Source organism: Chroococcidiopsis sp. CCNUC1, assembly GCF_023546805.1.
GTDB lineage: Bacteria > Cyanobacteriota > Cyanobacteriia > Cyanobacteriales > Chroococcidiopsidaceae > Chroococcidiopsis > Chroococcidiopsis thermalis.
Genome location: NZ_CP097480.1, coordinates 1,797,748 through 1,815,354, shown reverse-complemented (window position 1 = coordinate 1,815,354; position 17,607 = coordinate 1,797,748). Strand labels below are relative to the sequence as shown.

At 45.6% G+C, this 17,607-nt stretch carries 12 protein-coding genes; 5 read left to right on the top strand and 7 right to left on the bottom strand.

Annotated elements, in window-relative coordinates:
* The first annotated feature begins 187 nt into the window (after positions 1–187).
* From ppsA to M5J74_RS08475, 3 genes are all read left to right on the top strand, one after another.
* Positions 188–2,641, top strand: coding sequence for a phosphoenolpyruvate synthase (ppsA, locus tag M5J74_RS08485; RefSeq protein WP_250016293.1), 2,454 nt, complete (start codon positions 188–190; stop codon positions 2,639–2,641).
* A 666-nt stretch (positions 2,642–3,307) separates the two neighbouring features.
* On the top strand, positions 3,308–3,982 hold the full coding sequence (locus M5J74_RS08480) for a hypothetical protein (protein WP_250016292.1): 675 nt from the start codon (positions 3,308–3,310) through the stop codon (positions 3,980–3,982).
* Positions 3,943–4,473, top strand: coding sequence for a hypothetical protein (locus tag M5J74_RS08475; RefSeq protein ID WP_250016290.1), 531 nt, complete (start codon positions 3,943–3,945; stop codon positions 4,471–4,473). The genes M5J74_RS08480 and M5J74_RS08475 overlap by 40 nt, the downstream gene beginning before the upstream one ends.
* A 55-nt stretch (positions 4,474–4,528) precedes the next feature.
* Here the strand turns inward: M5J74_RS08475 and M5J74_RS08470 are convergent, their stop codons facing one another.
* The 7 genes from M5J74_RS08470 to zds all read right to left on the bottom strand — a co-directional run bounded on the left by M5J74_RS08470 (position 4,529) and on the right by zds (position 15,655).
* The gene (locus tag M5J74_RS08470; RefSeq protein WP_250016289.1) at positions 4,529–6,748 is read right to left on the bottom strand and encodes an EAL domain-containing protein; all 2,220 of its coding nucleotides are present in this window, start codon (positions 6,746–6,748) and stop codon (positions 4,529–4,531) included.
* A gap of 3 nt (positions 6,749–6,751) precedes the next feature.
* On the bottom strand, positions 6,752–9,607 hold the full coding sequence (locus tag M5J74_RS08465; protein ID WP_250016287.1) for a hybrid sensor histidine kinase/response regulator: 2,856 nt from the start codon (positions 9,605–9,607) through the stop codon (positions 6,752–6,754).
* A gap of 433 nt (positions 9,608–10,040) precedes the next feature.
* Positions 10,041–11,408 carry a thioredoxin-disulfide reductase gene (gene trxB, locus M5J74_RS08460; RefSeq protein WP_015153693.1) on the bottom strand — a complete coding sequence of 456 codons (1,368 nt, stop codon included), beginning with the start codon at positions 11,406–11,408 and terminating at the stop codon, positions 10,041–10,043.
* Between the two features lie 457 nt (positions 11,409–11,865).
* Positions 11,866–12,783 (bottom strand): alpha/beta fold hydrolase, encoded by a 918-nt coding sequence (locus tag M5J74_RS08455; protein WP_106169092.1) that lies wholly within the window; start codon positions 12,781–12,783, stop codon positions 11,866–11,868.
* A gap of 19 nt (positions 12,784–12,802) precedes the next feature.
* Positions 12,803–13,303 (bottom strand): DUF4112 domain-containing protein, encoded by a 501-nt coding sequence (locus M5J74_RS08450; RefSeq protein WP_015153691.1) that lies wholly within the window; start codon positions 13,301–13,303, stop codon positions 12,803–12,805.
* A gap of 355 nt (positions 13,304–13,658) precedes the next feature.
* Positions 13,659–14,120 (bottom strand): SRPBCC family protein, encoded by a 462-nt coding sequence (locus M5J74_RS08445; protein ID WP_015153690.1) that lies wholly within the window; start codon positions 14,118–14,120, stop codon positions 13,659–13,661.
* Positions 14,121–14,188: 68 nt separating this feature from the next.
* Positions 14,189–15,655, bottom strand: a complete 1,467-nt coding sequence (zds, locus tag M5J74_RS08440; RefSeq protein WP_015153689.1) for a 9,9'-di-cis-zeta-carotene desaturase — start codon at positions 15,653–15,655, stop codon at positions 14,189–14,191.
* On the opposite strand from zds, the gene M5J74_RS08435 reads away from it, so the two are divergent.
* Positions 15,654–16,001, top strand: coding sequence for a hypothetical protein (locus M5J74_RS08435; RefSeq protein ID WP_250016285.1), 348 nt, complete (start codon positions 15,654–15,656; stop codon positions 15,999–16,001). The genes zds and M5J74_RS08435 overlap by 2 nt on opposite strands.
* Positions 16,002–16,163: 162 nt before the next feature.
* The gene (locus M5J74_RS08430; protein ID WP_106218602.1) at positions 16,164–17,528 is read left to right on the top strand and encodes an NAD(P)/FAD-dependent oxidoreductase; all 1,365 of its coding nucleotides are present in this window, start codon (positions 16,164–16,166) and stop codon (positions 17,526–17,528) included.
* Positions 17,529–17,607 lie beyond the last annotated feature (79 nt).

The window sequence follows — 17,607 nt, the reverse complement described above, 5'->3', positions numbered from 1 at the left end:
CTTTGTCACTATAAGTTCTAAATAATACTCTTTGCAAAATTGCTGGTAACTTACAAATATGTAGGTTCGTTTAGATTTGATGTCAAAAGGCTTTGATCCCTAATAGATTAGAAAAGAAAATACTAAATTTACTTTTTGATATAAATTGACTCGATCGCAGTAGCAATCACTAGAGAGGAAAATAGCTATGGTAACGGCGGTAACAGAAACGACCTCCCCAGCAGCAAAAGAGCGATCGCTGATTCTCTGGTTTGAAGAGGTAGGAATTCACGATCTGGCTTTGGTAGGCGGGAAAAACGCCTCTTTAGGCGAAATGATCCAACAACTCACACCCCAAGGTATTAACGTTCCCAACGGCTTTGCAATTACTGCTTATGCCTATCGCTATTACATTCAGCAGACTGGTTTAGATGCCAAATTGCGATCGCTGTTTGCCGATTTAGATGTAGAAGATCTGAATAACTTACGCCAACGCGGTAAACAAGCAAGATCTATGCTGCGGTACACGCCTTTTCCGAAAGACTTAAAAGAGGCGATCGCTACTGCCTACGAAAAGTTATGCGAAAATTACGGGATTGACACTGATGTTGCCGTTCGTTCTAGCGCCACAGCTGAAGACTTACCAGATGCTAGTTTTGCCGGACAGCAAGAATCCTACCTCAACATCAACGGCGTTGAAGGCGTACTAGTTGCCTGTCATCGTTGTTTTGCTTCCCTATTTACCGATCGCGCCATCTCCTATCGTCACAGCCGAGGTTTTGACCATTTCAGCGTTGCCCTCTCAATTGGCATACAAAAAATGGTACGTTCTGACTTGGCGGCTTCTGGGGTGATGTTCTCTATCGATACGGAGACAGGATTTAAAAATGCCGCACTGATTACAGCCGCCTATGGTTTGGGCGAAAATATCGTCCAAGGGGCAATTAACCCCGATGAATACTACGTCTTCAAACCTACACTCAAAGCAGGTTTTCGCCCGATTTTAGGTAAAAGATTGGGTTCTAAAGAATTCAAAATGGTCTACGATACAGGCGGATCGAAAGTTACCAGAAACGTTCCTGTCGTACCTAGCGATCGCGGCAAATATGCCCTCAACGATGACGAGATATTGCAATTAGCGCGTTGGGCTTGCGCGATCGAAGATCATTACTCTAAAGTGCGCGATACTTATACCCCGATGGATATTGAGTGGGCAAAAGACGGCGTAACAGAAGAACTATTTATCGTCCAAGCCCGCCCCGAAACCGTACAATCGCAAAAAAGTCTCAACGTTTTACGGAGTTATCACTTAGTCGGGGCTAACGGCGATGCACCTATAATTACAGGTCGCAGTGTCGGCGAGGCGATCGGTCAGGGGAAAGTTAAAGTCATTACAGACGTGCATAGACTCGACCATTTCCAAACTGGGGATGTGTTAGTTACTGATAAAACAGACCCCGACTGGGAACCTATTTTAAAAAAAGCTAGCGCGATCGTGACAAATCAAGGTGGTAGAACTTGTCACGCCGCAATTATCGCTAGAGAAATTGGAATTCCGGCGATCGTCGGTTGTGGCGATGCTACTAGCGTGTTGCATTCTGGGCAAGAAGTTACGGTTTCCTGTGCTGAAGGCGATGAGGGAAAGGTTTACCAAGGATTATTACCTTTTGAAGTTCGAGAAGTTCCCTTAGATAACCTGCCTCGCACTCGTACCAAAATTATGATGAACGTAGGCAATCCTGCGGAAGCTTTCAGCCTCTCGGCAATTCCTAATGATGGTGTGGGATTGGCACGGCTAGAGTTTATTATTGCCAACTATATCAAAATTCATCCCTTGGCACTGCTGCATTTCGATCGCTTAGAGGACGAAGCGGAAAAAGCCAAAATTGCTGAAATGACGGCATTCTTTGCAGAGAAGCCCCAGTATTTTATCGAGAAACTAGCCCAAGGTGCAGCGACGCTGGCAGCTGCTTTTTACCCTAATCCAGTTGTCGTGCGGATGAGTGATTTTAAATCGAACGAATATGCCAACTTACTCGGTGGAAAGCAGTTTGAACCCAAGGAAGAAAACCCGATGCTAGGGTGGCGGGGGGCGGCGCGTTACTACGATCCGCGTTACCGCGATGCTTTTGCTTTGGAGTGTCATGCCATCAAGCAGGTACGAAAAGAGATGGGGTTAACCAATTTAATTCCGATGATTCCTTTTTGCCGCACTCCCGAAGAAGGGCGTAAAGTCTTGGCAGAAATGGCAAAGCACGGTTTAGAACGAGGTAAAGACGGGTTAGAAATTTACGTCATGTGCGAGTTGCCCAACAACGTTTTGATGGCGGAGGAATTCAGCGAAGTCTTTGATGGGTTTTCAATTGGTTCTAACGATTTAACTCAGCTGACAATTGGATTAGACCGAGATTCGGCTTTAGTGGCGGGTTTGTTTGACGAACGCACCCCAGGAGTTAAGCGATTAGTGCAAATGGCGATCGCTACTGCTAAAGCTAAGGGTCGTAAAATTGGGATCTGCGGTCAAGCCCCCAGCGATTACCCAGAATTCGCTCAGTTTTTAGTAGAACAGGGAATAGATTCTATGAGCCTCAACCCCGATTCGGTACTAAAAACTCTGTTGATGGTAGCAGAAGTAGAAGAGAAGTTGGGTCGCGGGTGCTAAGAGTTTGTGGGGTGGGTTATGCCCGCCCTATTTTTTGAGATCTTGCCCTTGGCGATTGAAATCGCTGCTACACACGCAAAACCTGCCTATCCTGCGTGAATGTAGGTTCAACCCTTAACTTGCCATGAATCCGCGCGGGCTAGTTTGCCTACGGCAAACTGCTTTACATCTATGTTTATTTAGCCGCGAATTCTATTCGCTGGGGCTTAGTGCTGTACTAATTATTTTTATGGATCTCAAATATAGGTAAAATTTACGTATTTATACGATAGATACTGTATTAATTTGCTAACTCATAAGTAAAACGCATAGTAGCCAGCAATCGTCCTCAAGCGTAGGTAGATCGCTTAGCAAACATCTCCAAACAACGTAGATCGATCGAGTTAGTGCTTGCAGATCGGCAATTTTACTGTAATTTAACTTCAGTAGAATTGCCCTTGGTCGATCTGAAAAATACATATTAACTTGATTTTGTGATGGTTCTATAAATTTAACTTAAACCAAGCGCGATCGCTCTGAGTTTCACGGTCGAGATATTTCACTCTATTTCCTTAAGTGTTTAGATATATGCGATCGCATTTTTCAAGTTTCTTCTATCCCCCAACTCAAATTCAACTAGCAGCAACCTCTGTCTTGCTCGCACTCACTAAAGATATACAGTAGATCATGCGTAAGTTTCAAGCTCAGCAAATTGCACTAGCAGCTAGTGTTGTTCTTAGTATTACTATCGGTAGCTGTCATACAACGACTGCAAATAATGAAGGGAAATCTGACAATCTGTCGGCTCAAAAGCCAAGCCAAGATTTTCTCATTAGTCAGCAAGTGACTTCTGGCATTCTAGCTCAAGACCCCAAATCGCGAGACAAATGGTTGTGGCCCTTCTCCTCTACTTCAATTTGGAATATGCCAATTGGAGCTACTGCAACATATGTACCAGCAAATCTTCCAAAAGCAGGCTTTTTTGGTGCAGATCGGGAGTACTTCTACAAGCTCAAAGCTGGCGATCCGATGCGACAAGTTGTATCACCGGGAAGTTTCGGTCCTGGACGCTGTACGGGTAAGCAATCAATGGGTCTTTCTCTCCCAGTCCCCGACAATTTAATCGTCCCAGACGCAACCAGTCAACCATACTCTACCCCTAATAATGCCGCAGCCTTTTTGATGCCAGATGGAAGAACGATCGAGCAACTCGAACCCCTGGCTCGTTGTACCGCAGGTGGCAACATCCACGGCTGGCGTAACCCGTGGGGGGTGTTGACATTTACGGCGACGGGATTAAAGGTACTCACTTCGGTTCTGGGATGTCGGCGATCGGTGGTTCTATTCGCCGAGGCGAACTAACAGGTGACGAACCAATTCGCCACGCGATCAAAATCTTGGTTTGGGGCAAAAAATATCTTCATTATTCTAAATCTATGCCCGGTTATCGCTGGCCCGCCGACCGCGCCGACCGATATGCCGAGAGTGAATATAAGGGGACTAATTCTAAACTCGTACAAGGTAGTTTATTAGCAATCCCGCCTCACGTAAAGATAGACAGTTTAGGGTTAAAGACTCCTGCGGGGCAGAAGATTTTCAAGGCATTACAAAATTATGGTGCATACATAGTTGATGATGCTTATTGGGACGCTTACTATCTCGCTGTAGAACAAGGAGTTCCAGAAGAATTTCGCAATCGCTACGGCTATAGTTTTGAAGGTCGGAGTGGTGCTTTTTATGACGACATGATGAAGCTAATTTCAGCACTAAACATCATTGACAATAACAGACCTGATAACATCGGTGGTGGTGGTAGATTGAGAGCGCCGCTCGCACCACCAATCGAGAATTAATTTAGTCCGAGTAAGGTGGGCAATGCCCATCTTACGCTACTCACGCACTACTCAATTACCATTGCGGATTCGATATAATCAACGCTTCTGCCGCATGGAAGTCCAAAGGTTTAGCAAAGAAATATCCTTGCCCAAAATCACATCCCCAAGCTTTGAGTTGAGCGTATTGTTGAGCCGTTTCTATACCCTCAGCGATCGCATCCATACCCAAATTATGAGCTAGGGTATTAATCGTACTGACGATTTCCACATTTTCAGAATTAGGATTTATTTGACTGATAAAATAACTATCAATTTTTAAAGTATTAATAGGAAATCGATGTAAATAGCTCAAGGAAGAATAACCTTTACCAAAATCATCAATACTTAGTTGAATATTTTTAGACCTAATTTTTAATAACATGTCAATCGTTGCTTCTGTATGGTGTAGCAACATGGTTTCAGTAATTTCTAATCTTAAGTGACTACCATCTAAGCCAGTTACAGCCAAAATTCGGTCTATCTGTTCGCTTAATTTGGGGTGGTTAATTTGCTGGCTAGCTAGATTGACACTAATTTTTAAATTCGCTGCTTGAGGGAACTGTAACTGCCACTGCCGCAATCGAGCGCAAGCTTGTTCTAAAACCCATTCACCAATGGGTACAATTAAGCCAATTTCTTCGGCAATAGGAATGAATTCACCAGGGAAAACTAAACCTCGTTCTGGATGGTGCCAGCGGATGAGTGCCTCAAAGCCAACCATCTGACCGCTACTCAAAGATACAATCGGTTGGTAATGCAAGCAAAATTCTTGACGCTCCAAAGCTTGCCGCAAATCTCTTTCTAAATGCAGTAGTTGTAGCGTTTGAGCGTACATATCAGGGTTGAAAATTGTATATTGTGCCTTGCCGCTCTCTTTAGCTCGGTACATCGCCGTGTCAGCATCCCGTAGCAACTCGGCGGGAGACTCGTATCCCATACCACTAAAAACTATGCCGATACTAGCAGTAGTAAAAACCGTATGCCCCTCTAACTCAAACGGCTGGGCGAGTTCTGCTTGAATGCGATCTGCAATTTTGATTGCGTCGGCAATTTGCTCAATGTCTTCTAGTAAAATTGTAAATTCATCCCCGCCAAAGCGCGCCACGGTATCTGAAGTACGCAAGCATTGTTGCATTAAACTGGTAAAAGCAATCAAGAGGCGATCGCCTACTGCATGTCCGAGGCTATCGTTCACAATTTTGAAGCGATCGAGATCGATAAAAAGTACGGCAAACAGATAATCTGGATGTCGTTTGGTATATCTCAACGCTAGCTCCAACCGTTCCAGAAAAAACGTGCGATTCGGTAATCCCGTCAGGTCATCGTGTAAAGCATCGTAGATGAGTTGTTGCTCGATCCGCTTGCGATCGGTAATGTCAGAGATAATGCCATCAATTCGTAGGGGAATGCCTGTAGGGTCGCAAATTAAATGAGCGCGAGCGTACAACCAGCGCACTTCACCATCAGCACGCACAATTCTATATTCCGAGCTATGGCTACCCTGCGATCGCAAGATTTGCGCCCCCTTTTCCACTTGTTCGCGGTCTTCTGGATGTACGACTTCTAGCCACAAGTGCGGATTTTTTAAAAATTCTGTCGTCGGAATACCGTAAACCTTCTGTGCGGCAGGATTGAGATAAATCAAGGTGGGATTTTGAGCAGTAACAGACCAGACAACTTCTTCTAAAGAGTTTAAAATGCTCTCCAGTCGTGCCTCGCTTTCATTTAATAGCTGAACTGCTTGCTGCCGTTCGAGAATTTCTTGTTGTAGTTTATGATTCGTTGCTGCTAATTGCGCGGTACGCTGTTCTACCCGTTGTTCTAGTTTGATATTTAATTGCTGAATTTCTGCCTTAGCTGCTTGTAAGGCAAGTTGATTTTTAATTCGAGCTAAAACTTCTTCGACTTGAAACGGCTTAGTAATGTAGTCAACTCCCCCGACTTCAAAAGCTCTGACTTTGTCTAGCACGTCGTCTAGAGCGCTCATAAAAATTATTGGAATTTCACGGGTTCGCATCTCAGCTTTTAAGTGTTGGCAAACCTCATAACCGTCTATATCCGGCATTTTGACATCCAACAAAATTAAATCTGGTGCAGCTACCTGCGCTCCTTTTAATGCCATGTTGCCATTTTTAGCACACCGGACTTTGTAACCCTGCTCGGATAGCGTTGCTGATAGCACTCGCAAATTATCGGGGATATCGTCCACAATTAAGATTGTCTTTTCAGAGGCAGTCGCCCACTCACTGTTCATAAACTATAATCCGATCGCTGCTTGGGCGAGATTGAGAATATCATCAAAATCAAAATTGTTTGCTTGTTCGAGTAAGGCTGTTGCCAGAGGCGCATGAGTCTCGGGAATTTGCGCTACGAGCTGCGCGATTGTCTCCCCATCGAGTTGTGCCGCTGCTTGCTGTAGGTGTTCGAGCCAGTGGTGGGGCATAATTTGTAAGGATGAAGGATTAAGGACGCACGATGATGCCTCGATCGCTACATCTTGTTTTTCTCCTTCCTCTTTGTAGGTGTAGCGCACGCCAATGTGCTGTGCCATCTTCTCAAACAGTTCTTCGGCACGGAAGGGTTTACGCATAAAATCATCGCACCCCGTCGAAAGTACCACTGCTTTTTCTTCCTCTAACGTGCTAGCAGTTAAGGCAATAATTATCGTTGCTTGCCCTTTGAGGTGCGATTTAATATATTCTGTCGTTTCGTAACCATTCATCACGGGCATCCGCATATCCATCCAAATCAGATGTGGTTCCCAACTCGACCATACCGCGATCGCGTCTTTACCATTTTCGGCTTCGCGCACTTCAAAGCCGATTGGAGTCAGCAGTTTGATGACAATTTGTCGATTTTCTGGGCGATCGTCTACTACTAAAATGCGATACTGCGGTTGTCCTGGTACGAGTCCAATTACCTGTCGCTGCGGTCGCTCCTGGGGAATGCTGCTAGGATCTGCTAGCTGTACGGGAATGGTAAATTCAAACTGCGTCCCGACTCCTATCCGGCTGCTGACAGAAATCTCGCCTCCCATCAGTTGCACGAACTTTTGGCTAATTGCTAAACCCAAACCCGTACCTTGTTGCGATTTGCGCCCAGTTTCCGTTTGAACAAAAGCTTGAAACAACCGCCCTAATTCCTCTGCGGCTATGCCTACGCCTGTATCTTGGACTGTAAAAGTGAGTTGGTAATTGGTAATTGGTAATTGGTAATTAGTAATTGGTAATTGGTAGTTGGTAATTACTCCCCTTCTCCCACTCTCCCCCCTACTCCCTGCTCCCTGCTCGTCGTCCCTGCTCCCTGCTATTACACGCACGATCACGCTACCATGAGAAGTAAATTTCAGGGCATTGCCAATGAGGTTGATTAAAATTTGACGCAGTTTCTTTTCATCGCTTTTGATGTAGCGCGGTACATCTGGGTGGCGATCGCAGATCAGTTGCAAACCTAAAGAGTCTGCTTTGAGTTGAAACATTTCTTCGACTGCATTCAGCATTAAGTACAGGTCAAATTCCTGTGGATGCAGTGTTAGCCGCCCAGCTTCGATTTTGGACATGTCGAGTACGTCGTTGATCAACGCTAGTAGGTGTTCGCCACTGCGATTGATGATGCTAACGTTTTCCTGCTGTTCTAAAGTGAGGGTGCGACTGCGTTGCATCAGTTGAGCAAAGCCGAGAATGGCGTTGAGGGGAGTACGCAATTCGTGACTCATGTTTGCCAAAAATTCGCTTTTCGCTTGATTTGCCGCTTCTGCCGTTTCTTTTGCTGTTTCCGCCGCGATTTTAGCTTCGTTGAGTTCGCGGGTGCGCTGCTGAACTCGATTTTCTAATTGCTCGAATGAGTCTTTGAGTTGCGCCGCCATCCGGTTGAAGGAGTGGGACAAAGTTTTTAATTCTTTGACAGCAACAACTTTGACTTCTTGGTTCAGATCTCCTGTCGCGATCGCCTCAGAAGCTTGACTCAAACGCCCAATCGGTTGAGCGATCCAACGAGAAGTAACAATTCCCAATATGGTTGCTACTAGTAATGCCAAAAAACACAGCAAAATTGTCATGCGCGTGTTGGCATTAATTTGTGCCATGAAATCGGATTCTGGGACGACGACTACAACTAGCCAATCCAAGCCATAGCGATCGCGCCACGGTTGTACGTGCAGGAATTGGCGATCGCCTTTCAGTTGAAAGTTTAATACTTGGCTATTTTGAATTGCTTTAAAGCTGCCAAATTTTTGCTGTAAATATTTGGCTGTAGCTCGAATTAGCGGATTTTGGCTATCTGTTGCACTGATGCGGTGCGTACTCTTATTAACAACTTTGTATGGTTTTTCAGCACCAGAATTAGCAATTAACAGCCCATCTCGCTCGATAATAAAGACTTGTCCTGAAGGGCTAATTTGGATCTTTCGGAGGAAATCGCTGATATCGGACAGCAGCAGATCGACCCCAATCACAGCGACTAGTTTGCGAGCTTTATCGTAGATCGGGTAATTCGCAGAAGCCGCTACATATTCCTCATAGCTGTCTGTCGTATATACCCGCGTCCAAAGCGGTTTGCCTGCCTTTACGGTTTGGGTATACCACACATCAGTCAAAGGTTCGTACTCGACTACTTGTTCTAGTTTGCGCCGATTTCCCTGTTTGTCTGTGGAATAAGTGTAGGATTTAGCTTGAGTACGAGCAGAAATTTCTTCGATTGTCACGTCTTGCCCTTTGATCCAGCGTCCTGCCCCAGCAGACTCGCCGTTTGCAAGAGCATAACCGATATAACTAGGCTTGTCATAAACCTGCATTTGTTGCCAAAAATACTTGCCTGCATCTTGAAAATCTTTCAGGTTGAGTTTCCCCATCTCTATAGCATTGGCATTAAGCTGATTGATTTGATGAGGCATTGCTAGGTAAGCATTGAGATGTTCGTTCACTAACTGGTTGGTTTTCTCGATCAACTGATTAGCCAAATCGTTAACTGCTTGTTGTCCGTTACGCAAAGAAAAGTATCCAGTCAATCCAACAGCGGCAAAAATTTGCAGCACGAATGGCAATATCAACAGGAGGCGTAGAGGTACTTCCCGATCGCTTGTGTTTTTTTGGTTGGTTAAAGGTTTTGGCAGCATACTGTAAATTCAACAACTCCACAATAAGCAAACCGTAACGAGCAGAGAATTAGTGCTAATCTAGGCAGCTCAATGGAGATAATTTATTACAGACTGCAAAATAGTCGAACGACATCCGAGTTTTTGCCGATCTTCACTTTTTCTAAATTATTTAAACATAGAGAAGTCAAAAAGGATGTTTGAGGAGCCTCGCTAGATTAGGGCAATGACCGGGTTCAATCTCTAATTTTTCTTGAAATTTTGCTTAACCGAGCATTTTAACATTTAGAGTATTACATGTATCATTAGTTATAATTTTATTTACTTAAAATTTAACTTGAGAATTGCCTGAAATAATGGGTTGTAAAAACGCAAGTTACTACGTCTCTACAACCCATGAAACGACCCTTAACAAAGAGTCAAAATCAAATTCAATCGCGATTATTGCCACAAATTAATTCAGATAGCCTTCAATCAACTGGCGATATTGACTCTTTTGCTTTACGCCTTTGACTTCGCTCAGCAGTTCCTTATCCTTAAAGAATTGGATAGTCGGCGTTCCCGTAACTTGAGCGTTCTCGGCAATATCAGGATCTGCTTGAATGTCAATTTCGACAAAGTGAATTTTGCCGTCAAACTCATCGACAACTTTATTCAGAATCGGTTTGAGCGTGTGGCAAGGACCGCATCCAGGCGAGACATATTTCACCATCAACAGGCGATCGCTATCATGAAATAGTTTGCGTAAAGCATAGCCACCATAATGCCGCGTCTGAGCGAGATCGAATTCTTCTGGAGTGGCGGCTTGCTTGGCTTGATGTTCCAGTTCGTTATTGGGAGTCTCTGGTTTTTGGTGGAATTCTTGAATCAATCCATTCACCGACAGCCACCGCTCTGCTAGCATTGCTCCCATACAACCGCTACCAGCAGCCGTAATTGCTTGACGATATTCGTGGTCTTGCACGTCTCCAGCCGCGAATACTCCTTCGACACTGGTTTCTACCGAACCGTGCTTGGTGACAATGTATCCTACATCATCTAATTCCAGTTGACCTTTAAATAAAGATGTGTTGGGATTGTGACCGATCGCATAGAATAAACCCCGTACTTCTAGCTTACTTTCTTCGCCTGTTTTGTTGTTACGGATCAGCAAGCCTTCCATGTGCTTTTCGTTGCCAAACACATCTACCGCTTCCGTATTCCAGTGAACGGTAATTTTGGGATTATTCAAAACCCGGTCTTGCATCGCCTTACTAGCACGCATTTTGTCACCCCGCACCAACATATGTACCTCGTCGCCATATTTGGTCAGGTAGATCGATTCTTCAGCGGCGGAGTCACCAGCACCAATCACGGCTAATTTCGCTCTGTGGAAAATCGGTGTAGCGCCATCGCAGATCGCACATGCTGATATACCTCGGCTCCAAAACTGGTGTTCATCCGGCAGTCCCAAACGCTTTGCAGTAGCTCCAGTCGCAATGACGATGCTATTCGTCTTAAATTCCCGCTCCTCAGAACGGACGGTAAACGGACGCTGCGACAAGTCAACTGCAATTACGTCCTCGGTGTATAACTCAGCTCCCCAGCGTTCTGCTTGAGCCTTCATCCGATCCATTAGTTCCGGTCCTGTAATTCCTTCTGGAAAACCAGGAAAGTTTTCTACTTCTGTCGTCGTCATCAGCTGTCCGCCAGGTAAGCCCCCTGCTTGGAAGCCTTCAAAGACAACAGGTTTGAGGTTTGCCCGCGCTGCATATATAGCTGCCGTGTATCCAGCGGGTCCAGAGCCAATAATCACTAAGTTCTCAACAGCAGGATTGGTCATAGGGGAATATATAAACTCATAACGACTACGTTTTTGTTATTATAACAGAGCTATTGAGAAGTCAAAAGTCGTAAGGACGGGTTTCGATCGAAAATTTTCACTTAAGGTTGTCAACCTATTTGCGCGCACCCGCCCGTACAAAAGTCAAAGTCGTAGGGGCGAGTTTTTTGAAGAACCTCTGGCAGAACAGATAATTCTGCGTTTAAACCCGCCCTTACCGAAGTCATATCATGTCTGTTCAAACAGCCATATCACCGTAGGGGCGGGTTTTAACAGAGATCTTCATACATAATACAGAAGATCTCAATAAACCCGCCCTGATAGAATTTACGGTCAATAACCGGACATGATATCAGGAAAAAAGACAACAGAGACAAGGAAGTAGGAAAGGTTCAGGGGCTTCAGGAGAGTTCACCAATTACCAATTACCAATTACCAATTACCAATTTGCCACTACTCACTTCAGAAACTCCAACACTGCTGCATTCACTGCCTGGTTTGCACCAGCTGAGGCATCATGACCGCAATTGGGAAGAATTTTTAATTGAGCGTTAGGGATGCGCGATCGCAGTTTCTCACCATCGCTACACGGAAACCAGCTATCTTGTTTTCCCCATAAAATTAGGGTAGGACATTTAATTTTGTGTAGATAATTTTGAATTTTAGTAATTAAGCTTGGTTTTTTTGCCTGTAAGTGTTCGATTTCTGCTGCTGCAATTTGTAAGTCTTCCGCAACTTTGGCGATCGTCCCAGGAAATTCTACAAACGGATAGGTCAGCCAATAGACATCTTCGTCCGTCAATATTGAGGGATCGTATAGTACAGATCGCCGCTCTAATCGCATTAATTCCCGCATGACGGGGGCAAAAAAATATGGAAACCGAGTTGAATCGATCGCTTTGACTATTTCTGTTGGTAATTGCGACAGCAACCACATACCCCAATGCGGTAGGCGTTCGGGAAAGATTGGGACATTAACAACAATTAATTTTTCGATCAGTTGAGGATAAGCAAGCGCCAGCCCCAAACTCACTAATGCACCCAGCGACTCTGCAACGATGATGGCTGGTTCGTTGCACAAGCCGCTAATAATCCGCGATAGCTCGATCAATTGGTGATCGTGTCTTTCTTTACGTAGTGGCTTTTCCGAAAACCCGTAACCTTTGGCATCGAAACAAATCACGCGAAAGTATTTCGATAAGGGTTCGACGCTATAACGCCAGTTGTAACTCCAACTGCCAATTCCATGAATTAAAAATAGTGGCTTACCCGTGCCTTTCTCTCCGTAAGATATAGAAACTGGGTAGCCATTCGCATCGATAATTTTTAATGTTTGTCTCCCCTGGGGAAATGTCGCCTGCCACCAGTCCTTCATTCCTGTCTTAAAACCTCAATTAGCTAGTCACTGCATTTAAGAGCAGTTTAAAAACTAGCACACTCAAGGTCACTAAACCTATACCAATAATTAAGAACCCTACTACCAGTAGAAACATCAACCAGCGATTGGCAGGCTTACTAGTATTTGTTACCCCCAAATGTGTCTCTATTAGCTCCAGATTCTTAACGTTGGCTTTCCAGGCAAAGTCAAACCAATCACCCACCACTGGGACAGTACCAACTACGCTTTCTAACAGAATATTACTCACCATTTTTCCCAATGTCTCTTTGGGAAGTCCCAAGCGCACGGCTTCCAGTACGATATATGCCGAAAGCGCCGTGCCGATAAAATCTCCCGCTCCTGGTAGCAATCCTAAAATGGGGTCTAAACCAATGCGAAACTTCGTCCCTGGAATTGCGATCGCATTATCCATTAGGTGTGTTAGCTTACGCAAGCGTTGAATAATAGCAAGCCTGGGATGATTTGTCACAACAGGAATTGGCGAAGTCCGAGACATAATGAGGGGTGAGGAGTTAGGGGCTAGGGGCTAGGGAAAATAACTCGATTATTGACTGCAAATTGAACTTTGGCACAAAGGCTATTACTGTCAATCTAAACATAGCTGAATACACTATGGGTTGTACCTATAGCCATATTTACCTAGCAATAGGGTGTGAAATGTGGGTATTGCCACTTACTACTGCTGTAGGGACGGGTTTACCTGAAATCTCGGTTACAAACAAAGTTTTTTGGTGAACCCGCCCCTACAACCATCAACTGTACGGGCGGGTTTACCTAAAGTCTCGGTTACAAACAAAGTTTTTTGGTGAACCCGCCCCTACAACCATCAACCAATTACTAACAACTAACAACTAACAACTAACCCCTTGCTTTTGGGCTTGAGCTTGAATGGCATAATCGCGGAATCTTTCCATGTTGGCTTGCAGCGTCGATTCGACTGCACGACCTAAAAATAGGCTATCCATAATTTTTCCTAAAATTCCTGGAAAGGCATAGGCAACGCTGAGCTTAACAATGGTACTGTTGTGGCGATCGTAAAACCGAATTGCGCCTTGATTGGGCAGACCATCCACAGATTCCCATTGAATAATTTGATTTGGTACTTTCTTCAAAATGCGCGAATGCCAGTCGAACTGCAATCCCCCCGTATTTAAATGCCAGCGTGACAAATCAGGGTTATCCTCCAGCACTTTTACCGACTCAATCCACTTCATCCAACGCGGCATCTGCTCTAGATCTGACCACAATTCCCATACTTGGTCAACGGGAACTGGCACTTCAACCTGTACGCTATGCTCTAACCAATCTGGCATTGACTTTTCCTCTGGTTGTTTAGTGTCTATGCAGTATCGCTCGAAGCTACTACCGCGCCTGCGTCTACCTATACAGCCGACAACTCACCTTGGCTGGCTAGTTTTTCACTTGCCAGAATTGCTTTCGCTGCCAATCGCCCCGAAAGTGTTGCCCCTTCCATACTATCGATGTAGTCTTGCTGGGTGTAGCTCCCCGCTAGGAAGAAATTTGCTACTGGCGTAGTTTGATAAGGGCGATACGGTTCCATCCCTGGTGCTTCGCGATAGAGAGACTGCGCTAACTTGACGACGCTATGCCAAGTCATATTTAACTCCCGCGACGAGGGGAATAGTTCGTGGACTTGCTTGAGGACGTGTTGAGCGATCGCCTCGTTACTTTCTTTAATGAAAGGATCGCCTGGTGTCAGTACCAGTTGCAATAAAGAACCCTGTCCCTCGCGGTAATAATCTGTCGGGCTAGTTAAAGCCAAGTCTGCAAAACAAGAAAAGTCGGCATCCGGTGTATACAGTAAATTATCGATGCCTGCGGCTTGCTGCAATTGCTGGCGTTTTTGAGCGTCTTGCAGTTCTGTCACCCAACCATCAAACCGCAATTGCACGGTTGCTACTGGTACTGCTTCTAACTTATAAATGTTGTCAAATTGCGACCATTGCCGCCATGCCGCAGGTAAGAGCCGTTGAATTCCCGGGACATCGCAAGCACAGACATAGGCATCGGCAGTAATTGTTTCTTCTGTCTCGCCACTAGCAACAACTATGCCCGTGACGCTGGTTTCTCCCCTGTCTTGGGCAAATTGAATTTCTCTAACTCGCCGCCGCGTGAAAATTTTGACCTGCCTATCCTCTAAATACTTCACAATTGGTTTGTGCAAAAACTCATCCGGCGAACCTTCCAACATCCGCAACACCGAAGCCTCGCTTCTAGCAGCAAACATTTGGAAAATTGTCAACATGCAACGAGCAGAAATATGCTCGCAGTCGATAAAACCCAAAGCATAGGCAATTGGGTTCCACATCCGCTTGATGCTACCATTGCTGCCACCCTGACGGCGGAACCAGTCAGCAAAACTGATGTTGTCGAGGCTGCGGATTGTTTTCATTGCCCCCTCGAAGTCGATTAAACCCCGCACTATGGGGCTAGTACCGAGGGCGATCGCATTTTGCACTTTATCTTGTAGTGACAGCTGCGAAGTCGTGAAAAAGGCTTTTAATCCATTAAATGGCGCACCTGTAATAAAGCGAAAATCTAACGCTCCGGTGCGTCCGCCTTTATTAATAAAATTATGGACGTGTTCTTTTCGCAGTAGGTGTTCAAATGCCCCTACCTGCTTCATTAATTCAAATAGCTGGTAATAATTGCCAAAAAAGACGTGCAACCCCATCTCAACATGGTTACCATCGGGATCTATCCAACTCCCAACTTTTCCACCTACAAAAGGGCGAGACTCATAAATCTCTACTTCCCAGCCAGCATCCGCCAACGTGACGGCAGTTGCTAGCCCAGCCAGCCCCGCACCGACAATCGCAACCCGCATGTGTTATTACCCGCTCAGTTTCTTTACGTATATTAACAGGGAGTGGGAGTCGGGAGTCGGGGGACAAGGGGACAAGGGGGACAAGGGGGACAAGGGGGACAAGGGGGACAAGGAGGACAAGGGGACAAGGGGGATAAGGGGGACAAGGGGGATAAGGGGGACAAGGGGGACAAGGGGGACAAGGGGGACAAGGGGGACAAGGGGGACAAGGGGGACAAGGGGACAAGGGGGACAAGGGGGACAAGGGGACAAGGGGGATAAGGGGACAAGGGGGACAAGGGGGACAAGGGGACGAGGAGAAGTTAATATCTTCTTCCCCTGCTCCCAGCTCGTCCCTGCTCCCTAATAACTGACAACTGGTAACTGTCGCTACGCCCAAAAAGTGGCGATCGCAGTAATCTGGGATTAAAATCTGTGAAGCAAGTATTGGCAAAGGTACAGATCTTTGCTTAATGACGCAACAAAGCTCTGTAGGTAGTAAAAGTAGAGAAAATTTAGCATCTAACTTATGGTAGAACCTATGAAAACTCCTCATAAAGTTGTCATCGTTGGTGGCGGCTTTGCTGGGCTGTATGCAGCCAAAGCATTAGGAAAAAGTGGTTTCGATGTCACTTTAGTGGATAAGCGGAATTTTCATCTGTTTCAACCCCTGCTCTATCAAGTTGCTACGGGGACTCTCTCCCCAGCCGATATTTCGTCGCCGTTGCGGGCGATTTTGAATCGACAAAAAAACACTAGAGTGCTGATGGGCGAAGTCATCGATCTCGATCCTCAACAGCAAAAAATTATTTTGCGGAATGGCGAATTAGCCTACGATAGCCTGATTGTCGCGACTGGGGTAAGTCACCATTATTTCGGTAACGATAACTGGGCAGAAGTTGCACCAGGACTCAAAACTGTAGAAGATGCTTTAGAAATGCGACGGCGGATTTTTCTAGCTTTTGAAGCAGCGGAAAAGGAAACCGATCCAGAAAAACGTCGTGCTTGGTTGACTTTTGCGATCGCGGGCGGGGGACCAACGGGAGTAGAATTAGCTGGGGCGATCGCGGAGCTTGCTTACAGTACTTTAAAGCGCGATTTCCGCAATATAGACACCAAAGAAACCCAAATCTTGCTGATAGAGGGTATGGATCGCATCCTACCACCCTACGATCCAAAGTTATCGGCTCAAGCGGCGCACTCTTTAGAGCGATTGGGCGTAACGATCAAAACTAAGACTTTAGTTACGAACGTCACCGAGGATGCTGTGACGATTCGTCAAGGTGAGAATATTGAATCCATTCCTGCGCGGACGGTTTTATGGGCAGCGGGTGTGAAGGCTTCATCGATGGGAGAAGCGATCGCCCAACGCACGGGGGCGCAACTCGATCGGGCGGGACGAGTCATTGTCGAACCCGATCTAAGTCTGGCTAACTATTCCAATATTTTCATCATTGGCGATTTGGCGAATTATTCGCACCAAGATGACAAACCTTTACCAGGAGTCGCACCCGTAGCCATGCAAGAAGGGCAATATGTAGCAGAACTGATCCAACGCAGGCTTCAGGGACAAGCTGTCACTCCTTTCCGCTACGTTGATATCGCCAGCCTAGCGGTGATCGGACGCAATGCCGCAGTCGTAGATTTACGTTTCGTCAAGTTCTCAGGTCTTTTTGCTTGGTTAATTTGGCTGTTCGTGCATATTTACTACCTGATTGAATTTGACAATAAGTTGGTAGTAATTTTCCAGTGGGGCTGGAACTATTTCACCCGCAAGCGAGGAGCGAGGTTAATTACTGGCGAAGAATCATTACTTCAGTTGGGGATTGATGAAAACGGTGATTATTACGCGCCGTCAGGCGATCGCTCGAACGTAGTTACTACTCACACCTAGTTAAGTTATCGGCTTGATGGTTTGTCATTTGTCATTCGTCATTTGTCATTGGTACGCCCAAAGAAATATTGACAACTGA

What these genes read in the sequence shown, in the direction of transcription:
- M5J74_RS08470 (WP_250016289.1), bottom strand. Translation starts at nt 6,748, where the DNA reads ATGAACAGTGAGTGGGCGACTGCCTCTGAAAAGACAATCTTAATTGTG.
- M5J74_RS08455 (WP_106169092.1), bottom strand. Translation starts at nt 12,783, where the DNA reads ATGAAGGACTGGTGGCAGGCGACATTTCCCCAGGGGAGACAAACATTA.
- ppsA (WP_250016293.1), top strand. Translation starts at nt 188, where the DNA reads ATGGTAACGGCGGTAACAGAAACGACCTCCCCAGCAGCAAAAGAGCGA.
- M5J74_RS08450 (WP_015153691.1), bottom strand. Translation starts at nt 13,303, where the DNA reads ATGTCTCGGACTTCGCCAATTCCTGTTGTGACAAATCATCCCAGGCTT.
- M5J74_RS08435 (WP_250016285.1), top strand. Translation starts at nt 15,654, where the DNA reads ATGTGTTATTACCCGCTCAGTTTCTTTACGTATATTAACAGGGAGTGG.
- M5J74_RS08475 (WP_250016290.1), top strand. Translation starts at nt 3,943, where the DNA reads ATGTCGGCGATCGGTGGTTCTATTCGCCGAGGCGAACTAACAGGTGAC.
- zds (WP_015153689.1), bottom strand. Translation starts at nt 15,655, where the DNA reads ATGCGGGTTGCGATTGTCGGTGCGGGGCTGGCTGGGCTAGCAACTGCC.
- M5J74_RS08480 (WP_250016292.1), top strand. Translation starts at nt 3,308, where the DNA reads ATGCGTAAGTTTCAAGCTCAGCAAATTGCACTAGCAGCTAGTGTTGTT.
- M5J74_RS08465 (WP_250016287.1), bottom strand. Translation starts at nt 9,607, where the DNA reads ATGCTGCCAAAACCTTTAACCAACCAAAAAAACACAAGCGATCGGGAA.
- M5J74_RS08430 (WP_106218602.1), top strand. Translation starts at nt 16,164, where the DNA reads ATGGTAGAACCTATGAAAACTCCTCATAAAGTTGTCATCGTTGGTGGC.
- trxB (WP_015153693.1), bottom strand. Translation starts at nt 11,408, where the DNA reads ATGACCAATCCTGCTGTTGAGAACTTAGTGATTATTGGCTCTGGACCC.
- M5J74_RS08445 (WP_015153690.1), bottom strand. Translation starts at nt 14,120, where the DNA reads ATGCCAGATTGGTTAGAGCATAGCGTACAGGTTGAAGTGCCAGTTCCC.